This window comes from Plantactinospora sp. A48, assembly GCF_055793945.1.
In genome coordinates this window covers 25363-45178 of record NZ_JBTIXF010000042.1, presented here as the reverse complement: position 1 = coordinate 45178, position 19816 = coordinate 25363, and the positions used below count along the sequence as shown (strand labels likewise).

General features: G+C 71.6%; 14 protein-coding genes and 2 pseudogenes. 7 read left to right on the top strand and 9 right to left on the bottom strand.

Annotation, left to right across the window (positions count from 1 at the left end; translation table 11 throughout):
- Positions 1 to 23 precede the first annotated feature (23 nt).
- Positions 24 to 245: an FmdB family zinc ribbon protein gene (locus tag ACXN5W_RS20625; protein ID WP_473159968.1), complete on the bottom strand. Its 222-nt coding sequence runs from the start codon at positions 243 to 245 to the stop codon at positions 24 to 26.
- Positions 246 to 283: 38 nt separating this feature from the next.
- On the opposite strand from ACXN5W_RS20625, the gene ACXN5W_RS20620 reads away from it, so the two are divergent.
- The 3 genes from ACXN5W_RS20620 to ACXN5W_RS20610 all read left to right on the top strand — a co-directional run bounded on the left by ACXN5W_RS20620 (position 284) and on the right by ACXN5W_RS20610 (position 5989).
- Positions 284 to 1462, top strand: a complete 1179-nt coding sequence (locus ACXN5W_RS20620; protein ID WP_473159967.1) for a lytic transglycosylase domain-containing protein — start codon at positions 284 to 286, stop codon at positions 1460 to 1462.
- 72 nt (positions 1463 to 1534) lie between these two features.
- Positions 1535 to 2566 (top strand): GNAT family N-acetyltransferase, encoded by a 1032-nt coding sequence (locus ACXN5W_RS20615; RefSeq protein WP_473159966.1) that lies wholly within the window; start codon positions 1535 to 1537, stop codon positions 2564 to 2566.
- A 162-nt stretch (positions 2567 to 2728) separates the two neighbouring features.
- Positions 2729 to 5989, top strand: a complete 3261-nt coding sequence (locus tag ACXN5W_RS20610) for a lamin tail domain-containing protein (protein ID WP_473159965.1) — start codon at positions 2729 to 2731, stop codon at positions 5987 to 5989.
- A gap of 165 nt (positions 5990 to 6154) precedes the next feature.
- On the opposite strand, the gene ACXN5W_RS20605 is transcribed toward ACXN5W_RS20610, so the two are convergent.
- From ACXN5W_RS20605 to ACXN5W_RS20580, 6 genes and pseudogenes are all read right to left on the bottom strand, one after another.
- Entirely contained in the window at positions 6155 to 6721 is a 567-nt protein-coding gene (locus tag ACXN5W_RS20605) for a helix-turn-helix domain-containing protein (protein WP_473159964.1), read from the bottom strand.
- A 743-nt stretch (positions 6722 to 7464) separates the two neighbouring features.
- Positions 7465 to 8448 carry a porphobilinogen synthase gene (gene hemB / locus ACXN5W_RS20600; RefSeq protein WP_473159963.1) on the bottom strand — a complete coding sequence of 328 codons (984 nt, stop codon included), beginning with the start codon at positions 8446 to 8448 and terminating at the stop codon, positions 7465 to 7467.
- Positions 8449 to 8468: 20 nt separating this feature from the next.
- Positions 8469 to 10049 carry a bifunctional uroporphyrinogen-III C-methyltransferase/uroporphyrinogen-III synthase gene (locus ACXN5W_RS20595; RefSeq protein ID WP_473159962.1) on the bottom strand — a complete coding sequence of 527 codons (1581 nt, stop codon included), beginning with the start codon at positions 10047 to 10049 and terminating at the stop codon, positions 8469 to 8471.
- Positions 10046 to 11017: a hydroxymethylbilane synthase gene (gene hemC, locus ACXN5W_RS20590; protein WP_473159961.1), complete on the bottom strand. Its 972-nt coding sequence runs from the start codon at positions 11015 to 11017 to the stop codon at positions 10046 to 10048. The genes ACXN5W_RS20595 and hemC overlap by 4 nt, the downstream gene beginning before the upstream one ends.
- A gap of 101 nt (positions 11018 to 11118) precedes the next feature.
- Positions 11119 to 12480: pseudogene (locus ACXN5W_RS20585) on the bottom strand (glutamyl-tRNA reductase); the annotation flags it as partial.
- Positions 12477 to 13238 (bottom strand): redox-sensing transcriptional repressor Rex, encoded by a 762-nt coding sequence (locus ACXN5W_RS20580; RefSeq protein WP_473159960.1) that lies wholly within the window; start codon positions 13236 to 13238, stop codon positions 12477 to 12479. The gene ACXN5W_RS20580 and the pseudogene ACXN5W_RS20585, both read right to left, overlap by 4 nt.
- Before the next feature lie 446 nt (positions 13239 to 13684).
- On the opposite strand from ACXN5W_RS20580, the gene ACXN5W_RS20575 reads away from it, so the two are divergent.
- Both ACXN5W_RS20575 and ACXN5W_RS20570 read left to right on the top strand, forming a co-directional pair.
- A complete protein-coding gene (locus ACXN5W_RS20575) occupies positions 13685 to 15004 on the top strand; it encodes a sensor histidine kinase (RefSeq protein WP_473159959.1) in 1320 nt (439 codons plus the stop codon).
- Between the two features lie 115 nt (positions 15005 to 15119).
- Positions 15120 to 15785 (top strand): response regulator transcription factor, encoded by a 666-nt coding sequence (locus ACXN5W_RS20570; protein ID WP_473159958.1) that lies wholly within the window; start codon positions 15120 to 15122, stop codon positions 15783 to 15785.
- Positions 15786 to 16024: 239 nt separating this feature from the next.
- Here the strand turns inward: ACXN5W_RS20570 and ACXN5W_RS20565 are convergent, their stop codons facing one another.
- Together ACXN5W_RS20565 and ACXN5W_RS20560 are read right to left on the bottom strand one after the other, a co-directional pair.
- Entirely contained in the window at positions 16025 to 16675 is a 651-nt protein-coding gene (locus tag ACXN5W_RS20565) for an HAD family hydrolase (protein WP_473159957.1), read from the bottom strand.
- Positions 16676 to 16703: 28 nt separating this feature from the next.
- Positions 16704 to 16970, bottom strand: coding sequence for a glutaredoxin family protein (locus tag ACXN5W_RS20560; RefSeq protein WP_473159956.1), 267 nt, complete (start codon positions 16968 to 16970; stop codon positions 16704 to 16706).
- Between the two features lie 660 nt (positions 16971 to 17630).
- Here ACXN5W_RS20560 and ACXN5W_RS20555 point away from each other — a divergent pair.
- Entirely contained in the window at positions 17631 to 18599 is a 969-nt protein-coding gene (locus ACXN5W_RS20555) for an ECF subfamily RNA polymerase sigma factor, BldN family (protein ID WP_473159955.1), read from the top strand.
- Between the two features lie 232 nt (positions 18600 to 18831).
- Positions 18832 to 19695, top strand: a pseudogene (locus tag ACXN5W_RS20550) (DUF5667 domain-containing protein); the annotation flags it as partial.
- Positions 19696 to 19816 lie beyond the last annotated feature (121 nt).

Here is a 19816-nt window from a genome sequence, read left to right as displayed (position 1 = left end):
AGGAAATCACGGACGCCACATCATCAGCAACCACAGCCACCGCCGCAGCATCCACCACCGCCGGCCGGCGCGCCACCCGCCGCCGCGCCGCCGGTCGAGCGTCCGGTCACGGCCACGGTGGACAGCAGCTTCACCGTGTCATCGTGTCCCTGCGGGCAGGTCGCCGGGTTCGCGGACTCGGTCATCGATCGGTTGACCTCGAAGGTGTCGCCGCAGGCGCGGCACCGGAACTCGTAACGGGGCATGCGGCAAGCGTACGACCGCACCTGACGATCGCGGCGGTATGGGGAATACTCGACGGGTGGCGGATGGCGAGGAGATTCGGCCGGGCACCTATCGGCTGCGGCCGGCGGTACCCAGGCAGCGGATCCCGGCGGACGGCCCGAGCACACCCGACGGCCCAAGCACACCGGACGGCCCGACAGCATCGGCCGGCCCGACCACGCCGGACGGCCCGAGCACACCAGACGGTCCGGCGGCGGAAGTTGCGACCGCCGCGAACGAACCCACCCTCGACGCCACCAGACCCGACCTGGCACCGGTGCGTTCCCGGCGCCGGATACCCTTCGCGCACGCGGCTCGCCGGATGCCGGTCCGGCGGGCGGTCACCCAGGGCGCGCGGGCGGTCCACACCTGGTCCCGGCGGCCGGCCGGCCGGGTCGCGGTGCCGGCGGTCCTGCTGCTGGTCCTGGTCGCCACGGCCGGGGTGGCCGGCGCGCTTGTCGTCCCCGCCACCGCGCGGCCACCCCGGCAGGTCGCCGCCGGACCGACCGCGCCAACCACCGCGGCCGCGCCGGCCGTCGGGGCCAGTGCGTCGGCCGAGCCGACCGGACCGATCCCGTCGGCCGGGACCAGCCTCCCGCCAGCCGGCGGCAACGCCGCGGGCGGACGACCCGCCGACGCGCTGGCCGGGTGGGCGCGGCAGACCGCGACCCGGGTGGACATTCCGGTCGTGGCCCTGCAGGCGTACGGCTACGCCGAACTCGTCCTCGGTCAGACCAAGCCCTCGTGCGGGCTGACCTGGACCACGCTGGCCGCGATCGGCAAGGTCGAATCCGCGCACGGCTCGGTCAACGGCTCGAAGCTGCTGCCGGACGGCAAGGTGCAGCCGGCGATCATCGGCCTGCCGCTGGACGGCGCGGGCGGCCGGCAACGGATCGCCGACACCGACGGCGGCCAGCTCGACGGCGACCGGCAGTACGACCGGGCGCTCGGGCCGATGCAGTTCATCCCGTCCACCTGGCGCACCACCGGGATGGACGCCGACAACGACGGCCAGATCGACCCGCAGGACGTCGACGACGCCGCGCTGGCCGCCGCCAACTACCTCTGCGCGGGCGGGCGGAACCTCAGCATCACCGAGGACTGGTGGGCCGCCATTCTCTCGTACAACGAGGTCCAGCCGTACGCGCGCGCGGTCTACGACGCGGCGAACCGGTACGGCGCGGCCAGCCGCACGTAGCGTAATGGCTCCCACACCTTGACGGACCGGACACTTCCCCCCGACGAACGATGACGGCAAGCTGTACGGGTGATGGTGCGCGAGTGGGATCCACGAACCGCGTCTGCCGCCGAGATCGGGTCATTCCTCGACACGCTCAACGCGGTTTTCGCGACCGATCTACCCGACGACCCGCCCTGGCACGATGCGGCGCTACGTGAATACCTCTCCGAGGTCATGCCGGGCGAGCGCCGGATCTCCTGGATCGCCGGGGAGGAGCCGACCGCCGACGGTCGGCCGGGGCGGGTGGCCGGGCACATCCAGGTCCTGCTGCTCGGCGACATCGGGGTCATCGAACTCCTGGTCCACCCCGACCAGCGGCGCAGCGGGCTCGGACGACGGCTGATCGACACCGCCGCACACCGGGTCTACCAGGAGGGTTTCAACGCCCTCGGCGTCGAGGTGCCGGGCGGCACCCCGGCGGTCGGCTTCTACTCGTCGCTGGGGTTCAGCCGGGAGTACGTGGAGACCCGCAGCGTGCTCCGGTTGTCCACGGTGGATTGGGCGGCCGTGACGGAGATGGCCGACGCGACCCCCCTCGACTACACCGTGCGGTTCTATTCGGGCGGGCCACCGGACGATCTGATCGAGGCGTACGCGCGGGCCAAGGCCGAGGTACGCGACGCCGAGGACGGCGACGACGGCGACCTGGAACTGCGGCCCAGTTCGTACGATCCGCAGCGGCTCCGGGACAGTCTCGACTGCCTGCACCGGCGCGGCATGAAGCCGTACATCGTGCTGGCCCGGCACGACCACACCGGTGAGGTGGCCGCGCTGACCGAGGTGGTGGTGCCGGCCCAGCACCCGACCCGGGCCGACCAGTACGACACCATCGTCGGCCGGGACCACCGGGGCTTCGGCATCGACCGGGCGATCAAGGCGCGGATGCTGCTGGAACTGCGCTCGGCCGAGCCGAAACTGGCCGAGGTGCAGACCTGGAACGCCGAGAGCAACGAACCGATGCGCAGGGTCAACTCGGAGCTGGGCTTCGCCCCGGACCGGGAGTGGTACGAGTACGGCGTGGAGGTCGGCCAACTCGTCCACCGGCTCAGTTCGGGAACCTGACCTCGGTGGTTAGGAGGGGGCCCTTCCTATACAAAAAGCGATAACAGGGGGCCCTTCCTTTCCCACCGTTCGGCGACCGACACCGTTCACTCATGGTATGGACGCCGGCCATGGCGACCCTTTACCGTGCGTGGGTTCCCATCCACCCATCGTGGAGGCTTAATGCGCCCGCGTACCCTCGCCGCGCTCGCCACCGCCGTCGCCGTCACCATCCCGGCGGTGGCCCTGGCACCGATCGCGGCAAGCGCCGCGCCGACCGACCTGTTCATCTCGGAATACGTGGAAGGCTCGTCGAACAACAAGGCGATCGAGCTGTACAACGGCACCGGTTCGGCCATTGACCTGGCGGCCGGCGGATACCAGCTTCGGCTCTACTTCAACGGCGGCACCTCGCCGACGTCGATCCCGCTCACCGGCACCGTGGCCGCGGGCGACGTGTTCGTCTTCGCCGCCGCCTCTGCCGCGCCGGCCGTCCTGGCCCAGGCCGACCAGACCACCGGGGCGTCCCTGTTCAACGGCGACGACGCCGTCGTGTTGGCCAGGGGCGGCGCCGTGCTCGACGCCTTCGGTCAGGTGGGTGTCGACCCGGGCACCGAGTGGGGTTCCGGGCTGACCAGCACCGCCGACAACACGTTGCGTCGGCTGCCGTCGGTGACCAGCGGTGACACCGATCCGGGTGATCCGTTCGACCCGGCCGCCCAGTGGACCGGATATCCCACCGACACCTTCGACGGGTTGGGCGCGCACAGCATCGGCGGCGGTCCGGTGGACCATCCCGCCACGCTGGCCTGCGGTGGCCCGCTCACCACCGAACTCGGCACCCCCGCCACCCGCGAGGTGACGGCCACCGACCAGGACGACACGATCACCGACCTGGCGGTCACCGCGGTGACCCCGACGACCGGGGCGATCAGCCGTACCGCGTTCAGCCCCGCCGGTGACGTCGGCGGCACCGCCACGGCGACGGTGACGGCCGGCGCCGACCTGCCGGCCGGTTCCTACACGGTGACGGTGACCTCGACGGACGCCGACGGCGGCACCGCGAGTTGCACGCTGACCGTGCAGGTCACCACCGTGTTGTCGGTGGGCGAGGTGCAGGGGCAGACCCGCGACGACGAGTCCGGGCGTACCGACCGGTCGCCGCTGGCGCCGGCGTCCGGCAACGGCACCAGCGCCACCGCCTACGACGTACGGGGTGTGATCACCCAGAAGTTGCTCACGCTCTCCTCCGCCGGAGCCGACCAGTACGGGTTCTTCCTCCAGAGCCGGCTGGGCAGCGCCGACGGTGACCCGTCGACCTCCGACGGGATCTACGTCTTCATGGGTGGCTTCAACACCCTGATCGGCGGCTACGCGCCGACGGTCGGCGACGAGGTGGTACTGCGCGGCAAGGTCTCCGAGTACTACAACCTGACCCAGCTCTCCAGCGCCTCGCTGGTCCGCAAGCTGGACTCGGGGCTGGACGTCAACGCCTCGGTCGAGGTGACCGACGCCGTCCCGCCGGCCGACGCGGACGCCGCGGACCGGTTCTGGGAGCGGCACGAGGGGATGCGGCTGCGGGTCCGCGCGGGCAGCGGGGTGACCGGGCCCCGGGATGTCTTCGGCTCCACCGCCGACTCCGAGGTCTGGGTCGTCGACCGGGACGACCCGCTGATGAAGCGGGCCGACCCGTACGCCCGGCGGGTGTTCCGGGACGCGCATCCGTTGGACGACCAGCCCGGCCTGTTCGACAACGGCAACGGCCAGCGGATCCTGCTGGGCGGGGGCGGGGTGAAGGCCACGGCGGGCGACTCGGGCACGCTGCTGCCCCCGGCCCGCACCTTCGACACGGTCTCGACGGACGCCTACGGAGCCGGTTACTACGCCTTCAGCAAGTTCAGCGTGCAGGTTGAGGCGGTCTCGTTCGCCTCCGGCGTCGACCCGGCGGCGAACAACCCGCCGCAGCCGGCCGACCGGTCCCGGGAGGTCGCGGTCGCGACGTACAACCTGGAGAACCTGTACGACTACCGGGACGACCCGTTCGACGGCTGCGACTTCACCGGCAACTCCGGCTGCCCGGGAGTCAGCCCGCCGTTCGACTATGTGCCGGCCAGCGCTGCCGACTACACCGCCCGACTCGGGGTGGAGGCCCGGCAGATCGTCAACAGCCTGCGCAGCCCCGACCTGGTCATGGTGCAGGAGGCCGAGGACCAGGACATCTGCTCGATATCTGGTGGCACGCTGGTCTGCGGCGACACCAACAACGCCGACGGCGCACCGGACACCGTGCAGGAACTGGCGCTGACCATCGCGGCCAACGGTGGCCCGGCGTACGCGGCCGCGTACGACCGGACCGGTTCGGACGCCCGGGGCATCACCTCGGCCTTCCTCTACCGCACCGACCGGCTGTCGCTGGCCCCGGCCGATCCGGCCGATCCGATCCTCGGCTCCGCGCCGACGGTGACGTACCGGTCGGCGGGCCTGCCGGTCAACTCCGACGTGCAGAACCCCAAGGCGCTCAACGCGGTGTTGCCGGCCGACGTGGACACCTCCACCGGGGTCGATGGCGCAAACGTCTACACCCGGGCGCCGCAGGTCGGGAAGTTCACCGTGGCCGCCGCGCCGGGTTCGGCCGAGCACTACACCCTGTGGGCGGTGAGCAACCACTACTCCTCGACCCCGGACGCCCGGGTCGGACAGCGGCGGGAGCAGGCCGCGTACGGCGCCGCACTGGTACGGGCGATCGAGGCGGCCGACGGGAACGCCCGGGTGATCTACGGCGGGGACCTGAACGTCTTCCCCCGGCCCGATGATCCCATCGCCACGGCGGCGAACCCGAACCCGTCGGACCAGCTGGGGCCGCTGTACGACGCGGGGCTGCACAACCTGTGGGACAACCTGGTCGCCGAGGTGCCGGTGGCGGCGTACTCGTACACCTTCGGTGGTCAGGCGCAGACCCTGGACAACCTGTTCGTCAACGACAGGTTGTACGGCGACCTCGTGCAGATGCGGTCGGCGCACATCAACGCCGACCAGCCGGCGGACGCCGAGAGCATCGGCGACCGGGGGGCCAGCGACCACGACCCGCAGGTCGCCCGGTTCCGCTCCCGGGCGTCGCTGGGTGTCGCGGACGTGTCGGTACGGGAGGGCGACAAGGGCGACACCCCGATGACCTTCACCGTCACCGTGTCCCGGCCGCTGTCCCAGCCGGTGCTGGTCTGCGCCACCACGCTGGGCATCACCGCCTCGGCCGGTTCGGACTTCCAGTCGTACGCCGGTTGCCGGACCCTGGCCGCCGGCCAGACCTCGGTGGCCTTCCCGGTGCTGGCGCACGGCGATCAGCGCCGGGAGCCGGACGAGAAGTTTTCGCTGATCGTGGCCGGGCTACCCGGCGTGACGTTGGCCGATCCACTGGCCTTCGGCACCATCGTCAATGACGACTGATGGGTCCAGCGTCAACGATGGCTGAGTAGCTCGTCTGAACGGCGGCTGAGTAGGTCAGTGTGAACGACGACTGATTCCTGTCGGTCGGCGTCGGTACGGCCCCGGGTGGTTCTCCGCCCGGGGCCGTCATCCTCCCGGGCGGCTCCCCGAGGTCTCGGGGACGGTTCAGTAGCCGTCCCAGCCCGGCCGCCCCCAGTACCGGTCCCGCAGGTGGTCCTTCCACGGCGGCGGCGCGTTGCGGTTCTGCTTGACCCGCACCTCCCAGACACTGCGGCGACGCTGCGCGTCCCGTACCACCCGGTCCCGGTAGTACGTCTCGGGTGGTCTGGCCAGCCCGTAGAGATCCGCCCACCACTCTCCCGGCTTCGGGTCGAGAATGGCGTCGAGGTGGCTCGGGTATCGCTTGTCCGCACCGTCGCGAAGATCCTCGCGGTCGTACATCGGCACGATGACGTGGCCGTCCTGGTCCACCACCGCGAGGTACAGGCCGGCGGCGCCGAGCAGCCGTTCCAGCACGTCCAGGCTCGGCATCATGGTCCCGGATTCGACCTTGCCCACGGTGGAAGGTGACACCCGGGCCGACCGAGCCAGCTGCCGCTGACTCAGGTCGCCGATCCGTCTGGCCCGCCGGACAAGCCCGGAGACCGGGTACGAACCGACGCGGTGCCGGTCCGGCTCGGGACCGGTGTGTACGGGCCGAGGGCGAGCACGCCGGTTCGGTGGAATGGCCATGCACCCACGGTGCCTGCCAGCGTCCCGGTCCTCAAGGCAGGATCCAGCGCCTGTGGATAACCTGTGGATAACCCCGCTGAACAGCGGCCGACAACCGGCAGACGCAGCGGACGCCGCGGATGCTCGAACCGTAGTGGTTACTCACCGCAATTCCGACGGCCCACTACGACGCTTACGCCTAGTAGCCATCGCCAACCGAACACGGAACCCATCCCGCCCGCCTTTGCAATGCTTCCCTCACGGCTACAAGGGATCTCAGCTGGGGAGATGCTCAATCCGACCGCGCGAACGGTTTTACCACCACCTCACGCTCCGTTGCTGTAGCCGTGAGGGAAGCATTGCAAAGGGAGTCGGGGTGGAACCTTTGAACCCGAAGGATCAATTACTGTGAGTAAGGCGCGCTGGCCGTCGTCCGGGCATCCCTGCCACGTCCGTACGCGCACACCGGCCGGTCGCCCGGAGCATCCCTGCCACGTCCGTTCGCGGCCAAACTGACCGACCGGGGTTTTCCCAGGCAGGCCCTCGCGGAACAATGCCGACGCACCGGCCCGATGGGTAGCCTCCGGGCCAGCACGCCGGCCGGATGCTGGCTTCCGGACCGACGCACGCCGGCCCGATGTTGGGGCTTCCGGACCGACGCACGCCGGCCCGATGTCAACTTCCGGGCCGGCGCGCGGGCCCGATGTGTCGCCGGCCGGCCAGGGGCGCGGGCCCGTCAAGCAGTTCTCGATGCGAGCGTCGGGTCAGTAGCGCTGACGCAGCAGCCGGGCGGCCTCGACCGCCCAGTAGCTGAGGATGATTCCGGCGCCCGCGCGGCGGATCGAGGTCAGCGTCTCCAGGATGACCCGTTCCCGGTCCACCCAGCCGTTCGCGGCAGCCAGCTCGACCATCGAGTACTCGCCGGAGATCTGGTAGGCCGCGACCGGGACGTCCACGGCGGCCCGGACCGCGGCCAGCACGTCGAGGTAGGGCAGGGCCGGCTTGACCATCACGATGTCGGCGCCCTCGGCCACGTCCAACTCGACCTCGCGGAGCGACTCGCGCAGGTTCGCCGGGTCCTGCTGGTACGTGCGCCGGTCGCCCTGCAACGACGACTCGACGGCGTCCCGGAACGGGCCGTAGAACCCGGAAGCGTACTTCACGGCGTACGCCAGAATCGAGACGTCGGTGTGACCGGCGGCGTCCAGGGCTCGCCGGGCCACCCCGACCTGGCCGTCCATCATCCCGGAGGTGCCCACGACGTGGACGCCCGCCTCGGCCTGGACGACCGCCATCTGCGCGTACGCCGCGAGCGTGGCGTCGTTGTCCACCGTTCCGTCCGGGGCGAGCAGCCCACAGTGCCCATGCGAGGTGAACTCGTCCAGGCACAGGTCGCTCATCACCACGGTCGCGTCGCCCACCTCGGCCACGACGTCCCGGATCGCCACGTTGAGGATGCCGGCCGGATCGATCCCGCCCGAGCCGGTCTCGTCCTTGGTCGTCGGGACGCCGAACAGCATGATCCCGCCGACACCGGCCTGCACCGCCTCGGCCGCCGCCTTGCGCAGCGACTCCCGGGAGTGCTGCACCACCCCGGGCATCGTGGCGATCGGTCGCGGCTCGGTCAGCCCTTCCTTGACGAACATCGGCAGCACCAGCTCGGCGGGCGCCAACCGGGTCTCCTCGACCAGCCGGCGCAGCGCCGGGGAGCGTCGCAGCCGGCGCGGCCGGATCTCTGGGTACGGCATGACTGGCTACCTCCGAACGGTCACCGGAACCTGAGGGCGGTCGGACCCTGCACCTTGGAACCGCGGCGCTGCTTCGCTGGCATGGCCGCGAGCTTCTCCCGCAACTCCACCGCGTACGACGCGAGCGCCTCGACCAGGTCCGGCACGGACGCCACCTGTGGCTCGACGTCGACCCGGAGGCCGAACTCGGTGGCCGTCTCGGCCGTCTTGGGCCCGATCACGGCCACAACGGTACGCGCGTGCGGCTTCCCAGCGATGCCGACCAGATTCCGCACCGTCGATGATGACGTGAACAGCACCGCGTCGAACCCGCCGGACTTGATCGCGTCGCGAATGTCGGCCGGCGGCGGCGCCGCGCGCACGGTCCGGTAGGCCGTGACGTCGTCCACCTCCCAGCCCCGTTCGGTGAGCCCGGCGGCCAGCGTCTCGGTGGCGATGTCGGCGCGCGGCAGCAGCACCCGACCGACCGGGTCCAGGATCTCGTCGTGCGGCGAGAACTCGGCCAGCAGCCCTTCGGAGGACTGCTCACCGCTGGGCACCAGCTCGGGCTGGATGCCGAAGGCCCGCACCGCCCCGGCGGTCGCCTCGCCGATACAGGCGATCTTGACGCCACCGAAGTGCCGGGCGTCCAGCCCGTGCTCGGCGAACTTCTCCCAGACCGCTCGCACCGCGTTGACCGAGGTGAAGACCACCCAGGCGTACCGGCCGTCGACCAGGCCCTTGATCGCCCGCTCCATCTGGGCCGGGGTACGCGGCGGCTCGACCGCGATGGTCGGCACCTCGCACGGGATCGCGCCGTACGCCCGCAGCCGCGCGCTCATCACGCCGGCCTGTTCCTTGGTCCGGGGCACCAGCACCTTCCACCCGTACAGCGGGCGGTTCTCCCACCAGCTCAACTTGTCGCGCTGCGGCACGCCCTCACCGAGGGTGAGCACGACCCGGCCGGTGAAGCCGAGCGCGGCGGCGACGTAGTTGTCCACGGTCGACGTGGTGGTGTACTGGGTCTCGCCCGTGCCGTCCCCGGTCACCGCGACCGGGGTTCCGCCGTCGACCCCGGCGGCCAGCAGACCGTCCCGGACCGTCGCCAGATCGCCGGCGTCCACGGCCAGCGCGAGCGAACCCCGGGCCACCGCCGCGGCCAGGGCGTCGAAGTCCAACGCGCTGACGTCGTCGACGTCGGCACTGGTGCGTACCGCCGGCAGCGGCACCCCGGCGTAACTGGCCACGCCCTCGGCCTGGCCGATGCCCGGTACCACCTCGAACGGTACGGCGGTACGGGCGACCGCCTGCACCTCCTTGACCACGGCGTCGTGCCCGAACGGGTCACCTGCCACCAGGTGCGCCGCCGTCAACCCGGACCGGGCCGCCGAGATCAGCACCTTGGCCACATCACCCGGCGCCCCCTCGGCCGGCGTGAACTGGGCGTCCGGCTTGGCCTCGGCCCGGATCACGTCGAGCAACGACTCGGGGACATTCCGGTCGTAGATCACCTGGTCGGCGTCGACCAGTGCGTCGTGCGCCCGGCGGGTCAACAGACCTGGGTCCCCGGGGCCGGCCCCGACGAATGTGACGTGGCCGGCGGGCTTACGGGTGCGGGTCATCCTGTGCTCCCAAACTGCTGGGTCCCCGGCCTGCTCACGGCATCCGTACCGAGGATCGAGTCGGCGCCGAGGTCGAGGAGTTCGGCGGCGAGTGCCTTTCCGATCTCCGCGGCTTCGGCGGGCGTACCGGTGCGGGACAGCCGGAGGTCTCGGGACCCGTCCGGACTGATCACCGCCCCGCGCAGGTAGATCTCGTCGTCGCCGTCGGTCTCTCCTTCGGCGACGACCGCGTACGCGGCCACCGGGGCGGAGCAGCCGGCCTCCAGGGTGGCCAGCAGCGCTCGTTCCGCGGTGACCGCGGCCCGGGTGTCTGTGTGATCGAGCACCCCGAGCAGCTCGATCAGGTCCCCGTCATCGATCCGGCACTCGACCGCCAGCGCACCCTGGGCGGGCGCCGGCAGCATCAGCATCGGATCGAGGGTCTCGGTGATCTCGTCGACCCGGCCCAACCTGGCCAGGCCGGCGCGAGCCAGCACCACGGCGTCCAGGTCGGCCTCCGGGCCGCGCACCCGGCGCAGCCGGGTGTCGACATTGCCCCGGATCGGTGTCACCACGAGTTGGCGGCCCAGGGCGTGCAGTTGGGCGATCCGGCGCAGCGCGCCGGTGCCCACCGTGGTACCCGGGGACAGCTCGGCCAGGGCCCGGCCGTCCCGGGTGATCAGGGCGTCCCGGGGATCCTCCCGGGGCGGGATGGCGGCCACCACCAGGCCGGGGTGGGCCGCCGTGGGCAGATCCTTGTACGAGTGGACCGCGAAGTCGATCTCACCGGCGGTGAGCGCGTCGCGCAGTGCCGACACGAAGACCCCGACGCCGAGTCGGTGCACCGGCGCGGTGGACCGGTCACCGGCCGTGACGACCTCGACCAGCTCGACCTCTCGACCGGTGGCCGCCCGCAGCGCGTCGGCGAACTGACCGGACTGCGCCATCGCCAGCGCGCTTCCACGGGTCCCCAGGCGCAGCCGCCTCATCTGGTGCCTCCCGTCCCGGTGCCGTCCGGCGCGACCTCGCCCGGCGCCGGCCCGGCGGCCAGCTCCGCCGCGGCGGTCGGCTCCGCTCCGGCGGTCAGCTCCGCTCCGGCGGTCGGCGCCATCCCGGTGACCGGCGACCCCGGCCCGCCCTCGGCGGCGATGTCCGGAACCACCTCGGCGGCCGCGGTGTGCGGCACATCGAGATCGAACAACTCGCGCAGCAGGGCCGTGTACTGGTCGCCACCCGGCTCGGCCGCGAGCTGGCGGACCCGCACGGTCGGCGAGTGCAGCAGGCGTTGCACCACCCGGTGCAGCGTGTGGGCCACCTCGCCGCGCTGCTCCTCGGTCAGCTCGGGCCGGCGCTTGGCCAGCCGCCGCAGCTCGGCACCGACGACCTCGTCCGCTCGACCACGCAGCGCCGCGACCGTGGGCGCCACGTCGGCACCACGCAGCCAGGTGACGAAGGTCTCCACCTCGGCCGTGACGATCTCGGCCACCGCCCTGGCGTCGGCGGCGGCCGGACCCGCCGGCAGTTCGGTGGCCAACCGGTCGATGTCGACCACGAGCACCCCGGGCAGCTCCGCCACCTCGGGCTCGACGTCCCGGGGCACGGCCAGGTCGAGCAGGACCAGCGGGGCGCTCCGGCGCCCGGCACGCTCGGCCAGCGCCCGGGTCAGTACCGCCCGGGTGAGCACCGGCGTGGTCGACGCGGTGGCCGCGACCACCACGTCCACGCCGGCCACCGCCGAGGCGAGGTCCTCGATCGGTACCGCCGTGGCGCCGTACGAGGCGGCCAGCCGCGCCGCCCGGTCCGCGCCACGGTTGGTCACCGACAGGGCCCCGGCGCCGGTCCGGCTCAGCGTGGCCACGGCCAGCGCGCCCATCGCGCCGGCGCCGACCACCAGGGCGGGCCGGTCGGTCAACCCGCCGGGCAGCTGGGTGGCCGCCAGTTGCAGGGCGGCGGTGACGACGCTCTGACCGGCCCGGTCGATGCCGGTCTCGGTGTGGGCGCGCTTGCCGACCCGCAGGGCCTGCTGCATCAGCTCGTGCAGCAGCCGGCCGGCCGCGTCCGCCTCGGTGGCCGCGTGGTAGGCGTCCCGGAGCTGCCCGAGGATCTGCGCCTCACCGATGACCATCGAGTCGAGCCCGGCGGCGACCCGGAAGACGTGGTCGACCGCCGCGCCGTCGTAGTGCACGTACAGGTGGTTGGCCAGCTCGGTCGGCGGGTACCCGGCGTGGGCGGCGAGCACCGCGCAGATGTCGCCGAGGCCGCCGTGGAAGCCGGAGACCGCGGCGTAGATCTCGACCCGGTTGCAGGTGGAGACCACCACCGCCTCGCCGACGTACGGCTGGGCGACGAGCTGGCCGACGAGCTGGTTGCGTTCGGCGGGTGCGACCGCGAGCCGCTCCAGCGTGGCGACGGGAGTGGTGCGGTACGACGCGCCGACGACGAGCAGGTTCACGTGCCGACCGCCTCCTGGGTACCGGTGTCGGGAAGGGCGCGGGGCAGCGCCGGGAAACCAGTCCCGGGCAGACCCGTCAACGTCGCCTTGCGGTGCTCGTGGAACGACAGGATCTGCAGCTCGATGGCCAGGTCGACCTTGCGCACGTCGACGTTCTCGGGCACCGAGAGGACGCACGGGGCGAAGTTCAGGATGCTCGTCACACCGGCCTCGACCAGCTGGTCGGCGACCCGCTGGGCGGCGGAGGCGGGCGTGGCGATCACCCCGATGGCGATCGGCTCCTCGACGGCGTACCGCTGAATCTCGTCGACGTGCCGGACGACCAGGCCGTTGATCTCCTCGCCGACCCGGCCGGGATCGGCGTCGAACAGCGCGGTGATCCGGAAACCCCGGCTGCCGAAGCCGGCGTAGCCGGCGAGGGCGTGACCAAGGTTACCGATCCCGACCAGCGCCACGGACCGGCGCTGAGTGAGCCCGAGCACGAATTCGATCTGCTCGACGAGCAGCGCGATGTCGTAGCCGACCCCACGGGTGCCGTACGAACCCAGGTGGGACAGATCCTTGCGCAGCTTGGCCGAGTTGACCCCGGCGGCTGCGGCGAGCCCCTCGCTGGACACGGTGTCGTGCCCGGTCTCGGCGAGGTGATGCAACGCACGCAGGTATTCGGGCAGCCGGGCGACCGTCGCCTCAGGGAGGTCCGGGAGCGCCGGAACCGAACCGGCGCGGCCGGGCGTGCCTGTGGGACGCTGCTGACTCATGTGACTCCGTGCGATGCGATCCTCGACCGCCCGAACAGGCGGGCCGCTGCGGGGCGCCCGCCGGAGGCCGCAACGACCGGCTGTGCTAGCGGGGCTCGCCGGAACTACAGAGTAGGCGCTTGTGAAGGTGTGCACAAATCGCGATCTTGATAGATCACGGAGGGCGTTCACCAGGCGCTCCATTTCGAAGATCGGATTCAGCACCCCGCCAGGGCGCTCGGCGATTATTGCTCAATTCCGACTTCTAACGCCAATCGCGCGAGTCCGGCTTGCCGCGACCGCCGTTCGACCCAGCGAGACCCACGACCCGCGCCCGACACCGCCAGCCAACCCTTCCCGACCACCACCCGGCGGCGGCCGGCACTCGGCTGGTGAGGCCAGCCCTACCGTTGAGAGGCTGGCCGACGGGATGGGGAGGGAGCGCCGAGATGCCTAACGTCAGGAGCATGACCACCGCAGCCGCCGCGCACCCCGTTCCCCAAGCTCCCACCCGCAACCTCCTCCGCCAGCTCGCCATCGACACCGGGTACGTCCTGCTGGGGCTCCCGCTGGGCATACTGGGCTTCGCCGTCCTGATTGTCGGAATCTCGCTCGGCGCAGGTCTCGCGGTGACCGTGATCGGCCTGCCCGTGGTGGCCGGCGCCCTCTACGCGGCGCGGGCCCTCGCCGATATCGAACGGCTCCGGATGGCGCCGATCCTCCACCGCCCCCGGGTACGCCCGCAGTACCGCCAGGCCCCAACGACCGCCGGTGTCTGGCGACGCATCGTGACCCCGATCACCGACGCCCAGTCCTGGCTCGACCTGGCGCACGGCTTCCTCAGCTTCCCCCTCTCCATCGTGACCACGGTGATCACCCTGGTCTGGTGGCTCGGGGCGATCGGCGGCAGCCTCTACTGGGCATACGACTGGGCGATCCCCCGCTCCCCGGACGAGACCGGCCTCAACGAGCTGCTGGGGCTCGGTGACTCCGCCACCGCCCGGATCGGCCTCAACACCGCGATCGGCGCGTTCTTCCTGATCACCCTGCCGCTGGTCGTCCGAGGTTGCGCCCTGCTGCGGGCCAGCCTGGGCCGTGCGCTGCTCACCGGCGTGGCCGAGATGCGCGACCGGATCACCGTGCTGGAGCGGCAGAAGGCCGCCGCCGCATCGGCCGAGGCGACCGCGCTGCGCCGGCTGGAACGGGACATCCACGACGGCCCGCAGCAGCGGCTGGTCCGGTTGGCGATGGACCTCGGTCGGGCTCAGCAGCAGCTCGCCGTCGACCCGGAGGCGGCCCGACGGACGTTGGACGAGGCGGTCGCGCAAACCCGGGACACCCTCACCGAACTGCGGGCGCTGTCCCGGGGCATCGCCCCACCGATCCTGGTGGACCGGGGTCTGCCGAGCGCCCTGGCGGCGCTGGCCGCCCGCGGGATCATCCCGATCGAACTGACCGTGGACCCCCGGCTGAGCGCCGCCGGCGGCCGACTGGACCCGACGATCGAGAGCACCGCGTACTTCGTGGTCGCCGAGGCGCTGACCAACGTCGCCAAGCACAGCCGGGCCACCGAGTGCCGGCTTGCCGTCAGCCTCTCCGGCCAGCGGCTCGTCGTCGAGGTGACCGACAACGGTGCCGGCGGCGCGCACGTCGCCAAGGGACACGGCCTGGCCGGCATCGGTGACCGGGTCACAGCCGCCGACGGCGACCTCTCGGTGACCAGCCCGCCGGGTGGGCCCACCTTGCTGCGCGCCGAACTGCCGGCCCGGCCGGATCCGGCGCGCTGACCGACCGGCGTACGGGGAACGGCCGACCCGACCGGCGTACCGAACCCCGAGCCATCCGACGGACGGAGCCCGACCGGGTGACGGTGGCGGCGGCGGGGTGGTAGACACGGAACCCATGCGCGTGGTGATCGCCGATGATGCCGTACTCCTCCGGGAGGGCCTGGTCCGCCTGCTGACCGAGCAGGGACATGAGGTGGTGGCGGCGGTCGGCGACGGCCCCGCCCTGGTCGAGGCCGTGGTGGCGCACCGGCCCGACGTGTCGATCGTGGATGTCCGGATGCCCCCTTCGCACACCGACGAGGGGCTGCGGGCGGCCGTCGAAGCCCGCCGGCTCGTCCCCCGGACGCCGGTCCTGGTCCTCTCCCAGTACGTCGAGGTCTCCTACGCCGACGACCTGCTCGCGACCGTGCGCAGCACCGGAGGCGGGCCGGTCGGCGGGATCGGGTACCTGCTCAAGGACCGGGTGGCCGCGATCGACGAGTTCCTCGACGCGTTACGCCGGGTGGCGGCCGGCGGGACGGTGCTGGACCCGGAGGTGGTGGGTCAACTCCTGGTACGACGCCGCCGCGACGACCCGCTGCGGGACCTGACGCCCCGCGAACGTGAGGTGCTGTCGCTGATGGCCGAAGGCCGGTCCAACACCGCCATCGCCCGGACCCTGGTGGTCAGCGACGGCGCCGTGGAGAAGCACGTCCGGAACATCTTCACGAAACTCCAGTTGCCGCCCGACGAGGAGCAGCACCGCCGCGTGCTCGCGGTGCTCGCGTACCTGCGGGGATAGGTGGGGCGGATTCCGCCTCATGCGGGGGCGGGTTCCACCGATGGGGCGGATTCCGCCTCATGCGGGGGCGGGTTGCGGGTTCCACCGACCCCGCCCGCTCTGGGCGGTCAGGCTTGATCCCGTCGTGGGCGGGGTCGGTGGAACCCGCGGGTCGGATCGGCGGACCCGCCGTCGGCGGGGTCGGCGGAACCCGCGGTGGCATCGGTGGAACCGTGGGTGCCAGCGAACCTCTTGGGTGCTCAGGTGAGGGTGGTGGCCAGGTGGACGGCGTCGGTCAGTGAGTCGGCGACCGGCCTCCCGGAGGAGCGCAGCCGCTCGGGGTCGGTGAAGCCACCGGTGTAGAGCACGCACCGGGCGCCGACCGACTCTGCCGCGTCCGCGTCGTCGATGGAATCACCGATCAGCACGGTGGACCTGCCGTCGATCTCCAGCGCGGCGAGGTGCCGGGCCAGGTGCTCGGCCTTGCGGTCCCCGCCCACGGTGCCGCGCAGGCCGTCGACCCGCTGGAACAGCCCGGCCAGCCCGTACGTCTCGATGGTCGGTACGAGTTCGTCGTGGAACCACATGGACAGCAGCGACTGGCTGCCGGACCAGGACCGGATCGCGCCGGTCGCGTCGGCGGCCAACTCGCAGGAGGTGAGCCCCAACCGGTACGCGTCGTGGAAGAGCTTGTCCAGCCGCTCGAACTCGTCGGAGTCGACCACCCGACCCAGGACCTCGGTGTAGTAGTCGGCGATCGGCCGGCGGAACAGCGTCCGGTGCTGGTCGACCGTGACGGCCCGTCCGCCGAGGCTGGCGAACACCGCGTTTGTCGAGTCGACGACCAGGGTCAGGTCGTTCAGCAGGGTGCCGTTCCAGTCCCAGACGAGGTGGGTACGCGCGGGGGCCATGCTGGCACGATACGCCAGCCGGACGACGTCATCCGGTCCGGCGTGACGCGGTCAGATCGCGCCGCAGCCGGTCCTCCTCGACCCGCCAGTACCCGTGTTCCCGCCCGTCCAACAGCACGACCGGGAGCCGGTCGCCGTACTCCCGCTCCAACTCCAGATCGTTGGTGACGTCCACCTCGACCCACCGGTCCCCGGTGGCCGCCGCCACCCGCCCGATCGCCTCCCGGGCCACCTCGCACAGGTGACAGCCCGGTCGGGTGATCAATGTGAGCCGGGCGTCCACGTCCACACCCATCCGACACCTCCACCGTCTCCCGCCCACCCGCGGCCGGTTACCGGCCGCCAGCGGCGTCCTGCGCACCCTACCGACGCCGAGGTCCGGGAAAACGCGGCGGTGGCGAGGAACTTTCAGGGTCAACTGGCAATTTGCACTTAGATATCCACGATCTCTCGACTATCCGAGACAGTCAGCGGTACCGTGAATGGGACCGCCGTCGGCGCATCTGAGCCGAACGCCAGGGTCCATTTCCGATCACATATTCGACACGCCGAGTGAATCGTCCCGACCTCGGCGTGTCGCGCTATCCGAGTCGTGCCCAAACGGTCCAGCCTGCCAATTGTCCGGCATCCGACAGCGGACAAAGTGTCCGGCATCCGTATGCCGACCTGGGAAATACTCTGGCTCTGTGTAACGGACTCACCACATACGGGTGACGTTGGCCCTATCATCACTCGGGTCGGCTCACCCCTTTTGCTGTGAGTCGACACCCCTCAGCCCGAGGAGGCCGCCCGTGCCTGTCAGTGCATCGGACCCGCACCTCATGGGTGCGCGTCAGCTCCGCGAGCGCACACATCCCGCCGCGAGGCACCCCGGCCCGACACCTCACCGCAACACCGCCACCGATGGGACCCGAGGGCCGGCCCGGTACGGGCGCGGCCGGGTTGGGGAGGGCAAGTGACCGCACACGCCTACTCAGACGGGCCGGCCGGCCGCGACCAGCGCGGAGCCCAGAGCAACGAGGGACTCGCCCAGTTGCGTACGTCGGTCACGGACATGTTGAGCGCCGCCGTGCGGGGCGGTGGCGTGGGTCGTCGGACCCAAAACCGTCCACCGCACAACGACACACCGGCCCGGCACCTGCCATCCGGCAACAAGCCACTGGGCAACGGCCGAATAGCCGCGCCGACCCGGCCGACGATGCCGGCACAACCGGGGCCGGGACAGCACCGGGCCCCGAACCCACCGCCGGTGGACTCGTCGAACACCGAGACCACGATCCTGCCGATCATTCCCGAGCAGCCACCGACCGGGGTGCCACGTCCCTCGACCGGCTTCCCGTCCCGTCCGGACCCCTCGGATCCGGCCACCGAGGTCTGGAGCCTGGTCGAACGCGCCCAGGCCGGCGAGACGGAGGCGTTCGGCCTCATCTACGACCGGTACGTCGACACGGTCTTCCGGTTCGTCTACTTCCGGGTGGGCAACCGGCAACTGGCCGAGGACCTCACCTCGGACACCTTCCTACGGGCCCTCAAACGCATCGGCAGCTTCACCTGGCAGGGCCGTGACCTCGGTGCCTGGCTGGTCACCATCGCCCGCAACCTGGTGGCCGACCACTTCAAGTCCGGCCGGTACCGGCTGGAGGTGACCACCGGGGACGTCCTGGACGCCGACCGGGAGGACCGGGGCCCGGAGGGCAGCCCGGAGGCGGCGGTGGTGGAGCACATCACCAACGTCGCTCTGCTGACCGCGGTCAAGCAGCTCAACCCCGAGCAGCAGGAGTGCATCGTGTTGCGCTTCCTGCAGGGCTTTTCGGTGGCCGAGACGGCACGGACGATGGGAAAGAACGAGGGCGCGATCAAGGCTCTCCAGTACCGTGCGGTCCGCGCCCTGGCCCGATTGTTGCCCGAGGGTTTTCAGCCGTGACGCCGAGGGGCCCCTCACCCTTTCGCCCGACATGTTGACCACCCCGTAACCGGTTTGGTTCACCGACCGTTTTTCCGGGTGCGAACGGCGGTTGCCCACCTTCCCCGGATCTGACGGGCCGATACTCCGGCCCCTTCGTGATCGTTACCGGTCTCGGTTTCTGTCGCCGCCATCGCAACGGCCGCATCGGGTTGCCGACCGCGCGGTCGTGATCAGCGAAGGGAGGTGCGGCATGGTCAACCCGGTCACCAATCGCCGGCGCGCCGAACGATTCGCGCAACTCATTGAGGCCGACGGAGGCCGCCGTCATCGGGCCCGGTCCCGGCTCGACCAGGAGCTGTACGGTCTGGTCGCGCTCAGTGACCATTTGCGCGGTGAGCAACCCCTCGGTGCGGACGTCGCGCCCGGCTTCCGGGCCGAGCTGCGTGCCTCGCTGCTGGCCACCGCCGACCGCGAGGGCCTGGGCACCCGCCCGGGGATCGAGACCGTTGACGAGTCCGTTGGTCAGGAGGGTCGACGTGGATTGCTGAAGCTGGGCCGGCGTACCCGGATCCGCGCGGCCCTGGTGATCGGTATCGCATCCGGTGCGGTCGCGCTGTCCGGGATCTCCGCCGCCAGCGAGGACGCCGTCCCCGGTGACGCGCTGTACGGGATGAAGCGGTCCACCGAACGCGCGCAACTCGCACTCAGCGGTTCCGAAACCGGACGCGGTCAGCTCTTCCTCGGTTTCGCCCGGACCCGGTTGGCCGAGGCGGCCGAGATGCGGGACGCGATCGGGTTCGCCGCGGTGCTCGACGACATGGACGCGGACTCCCGGCAGGGCGTACGACTGCTGACCGACGCCGCGGTGCAGCGCCGCGACCAGCACTCCCTCGACCTGATCGGCTCCTTCGCCGCCGACCAGCGCCGGCAGCTCAACTCCCTGGCCAGCCAGGCGGACCGGCCGGGTCGGGATCGGACCACCGCGTCCCTCGCGCTGCTGGACGAGATCGAGGCCCGGACCCGGGCGCTGTCCGCCGGGTTGGCCTGCGGTGTCGAGCCCTCCATCCGGTCGGATTCGCTGGGCCCGCTGCCCCGCACCTGCCCGGTGAGCCGGCAGCCCGCCGCCGCCGATCCCGGCGACCCGACGCCGGAGCGGTCGCTGGTCCGACCGTCCAGCCAACCCCGTGGGACCCGGGGTGACCTTCCGTCGATGACCCCGATCACCGGCCTGCCCG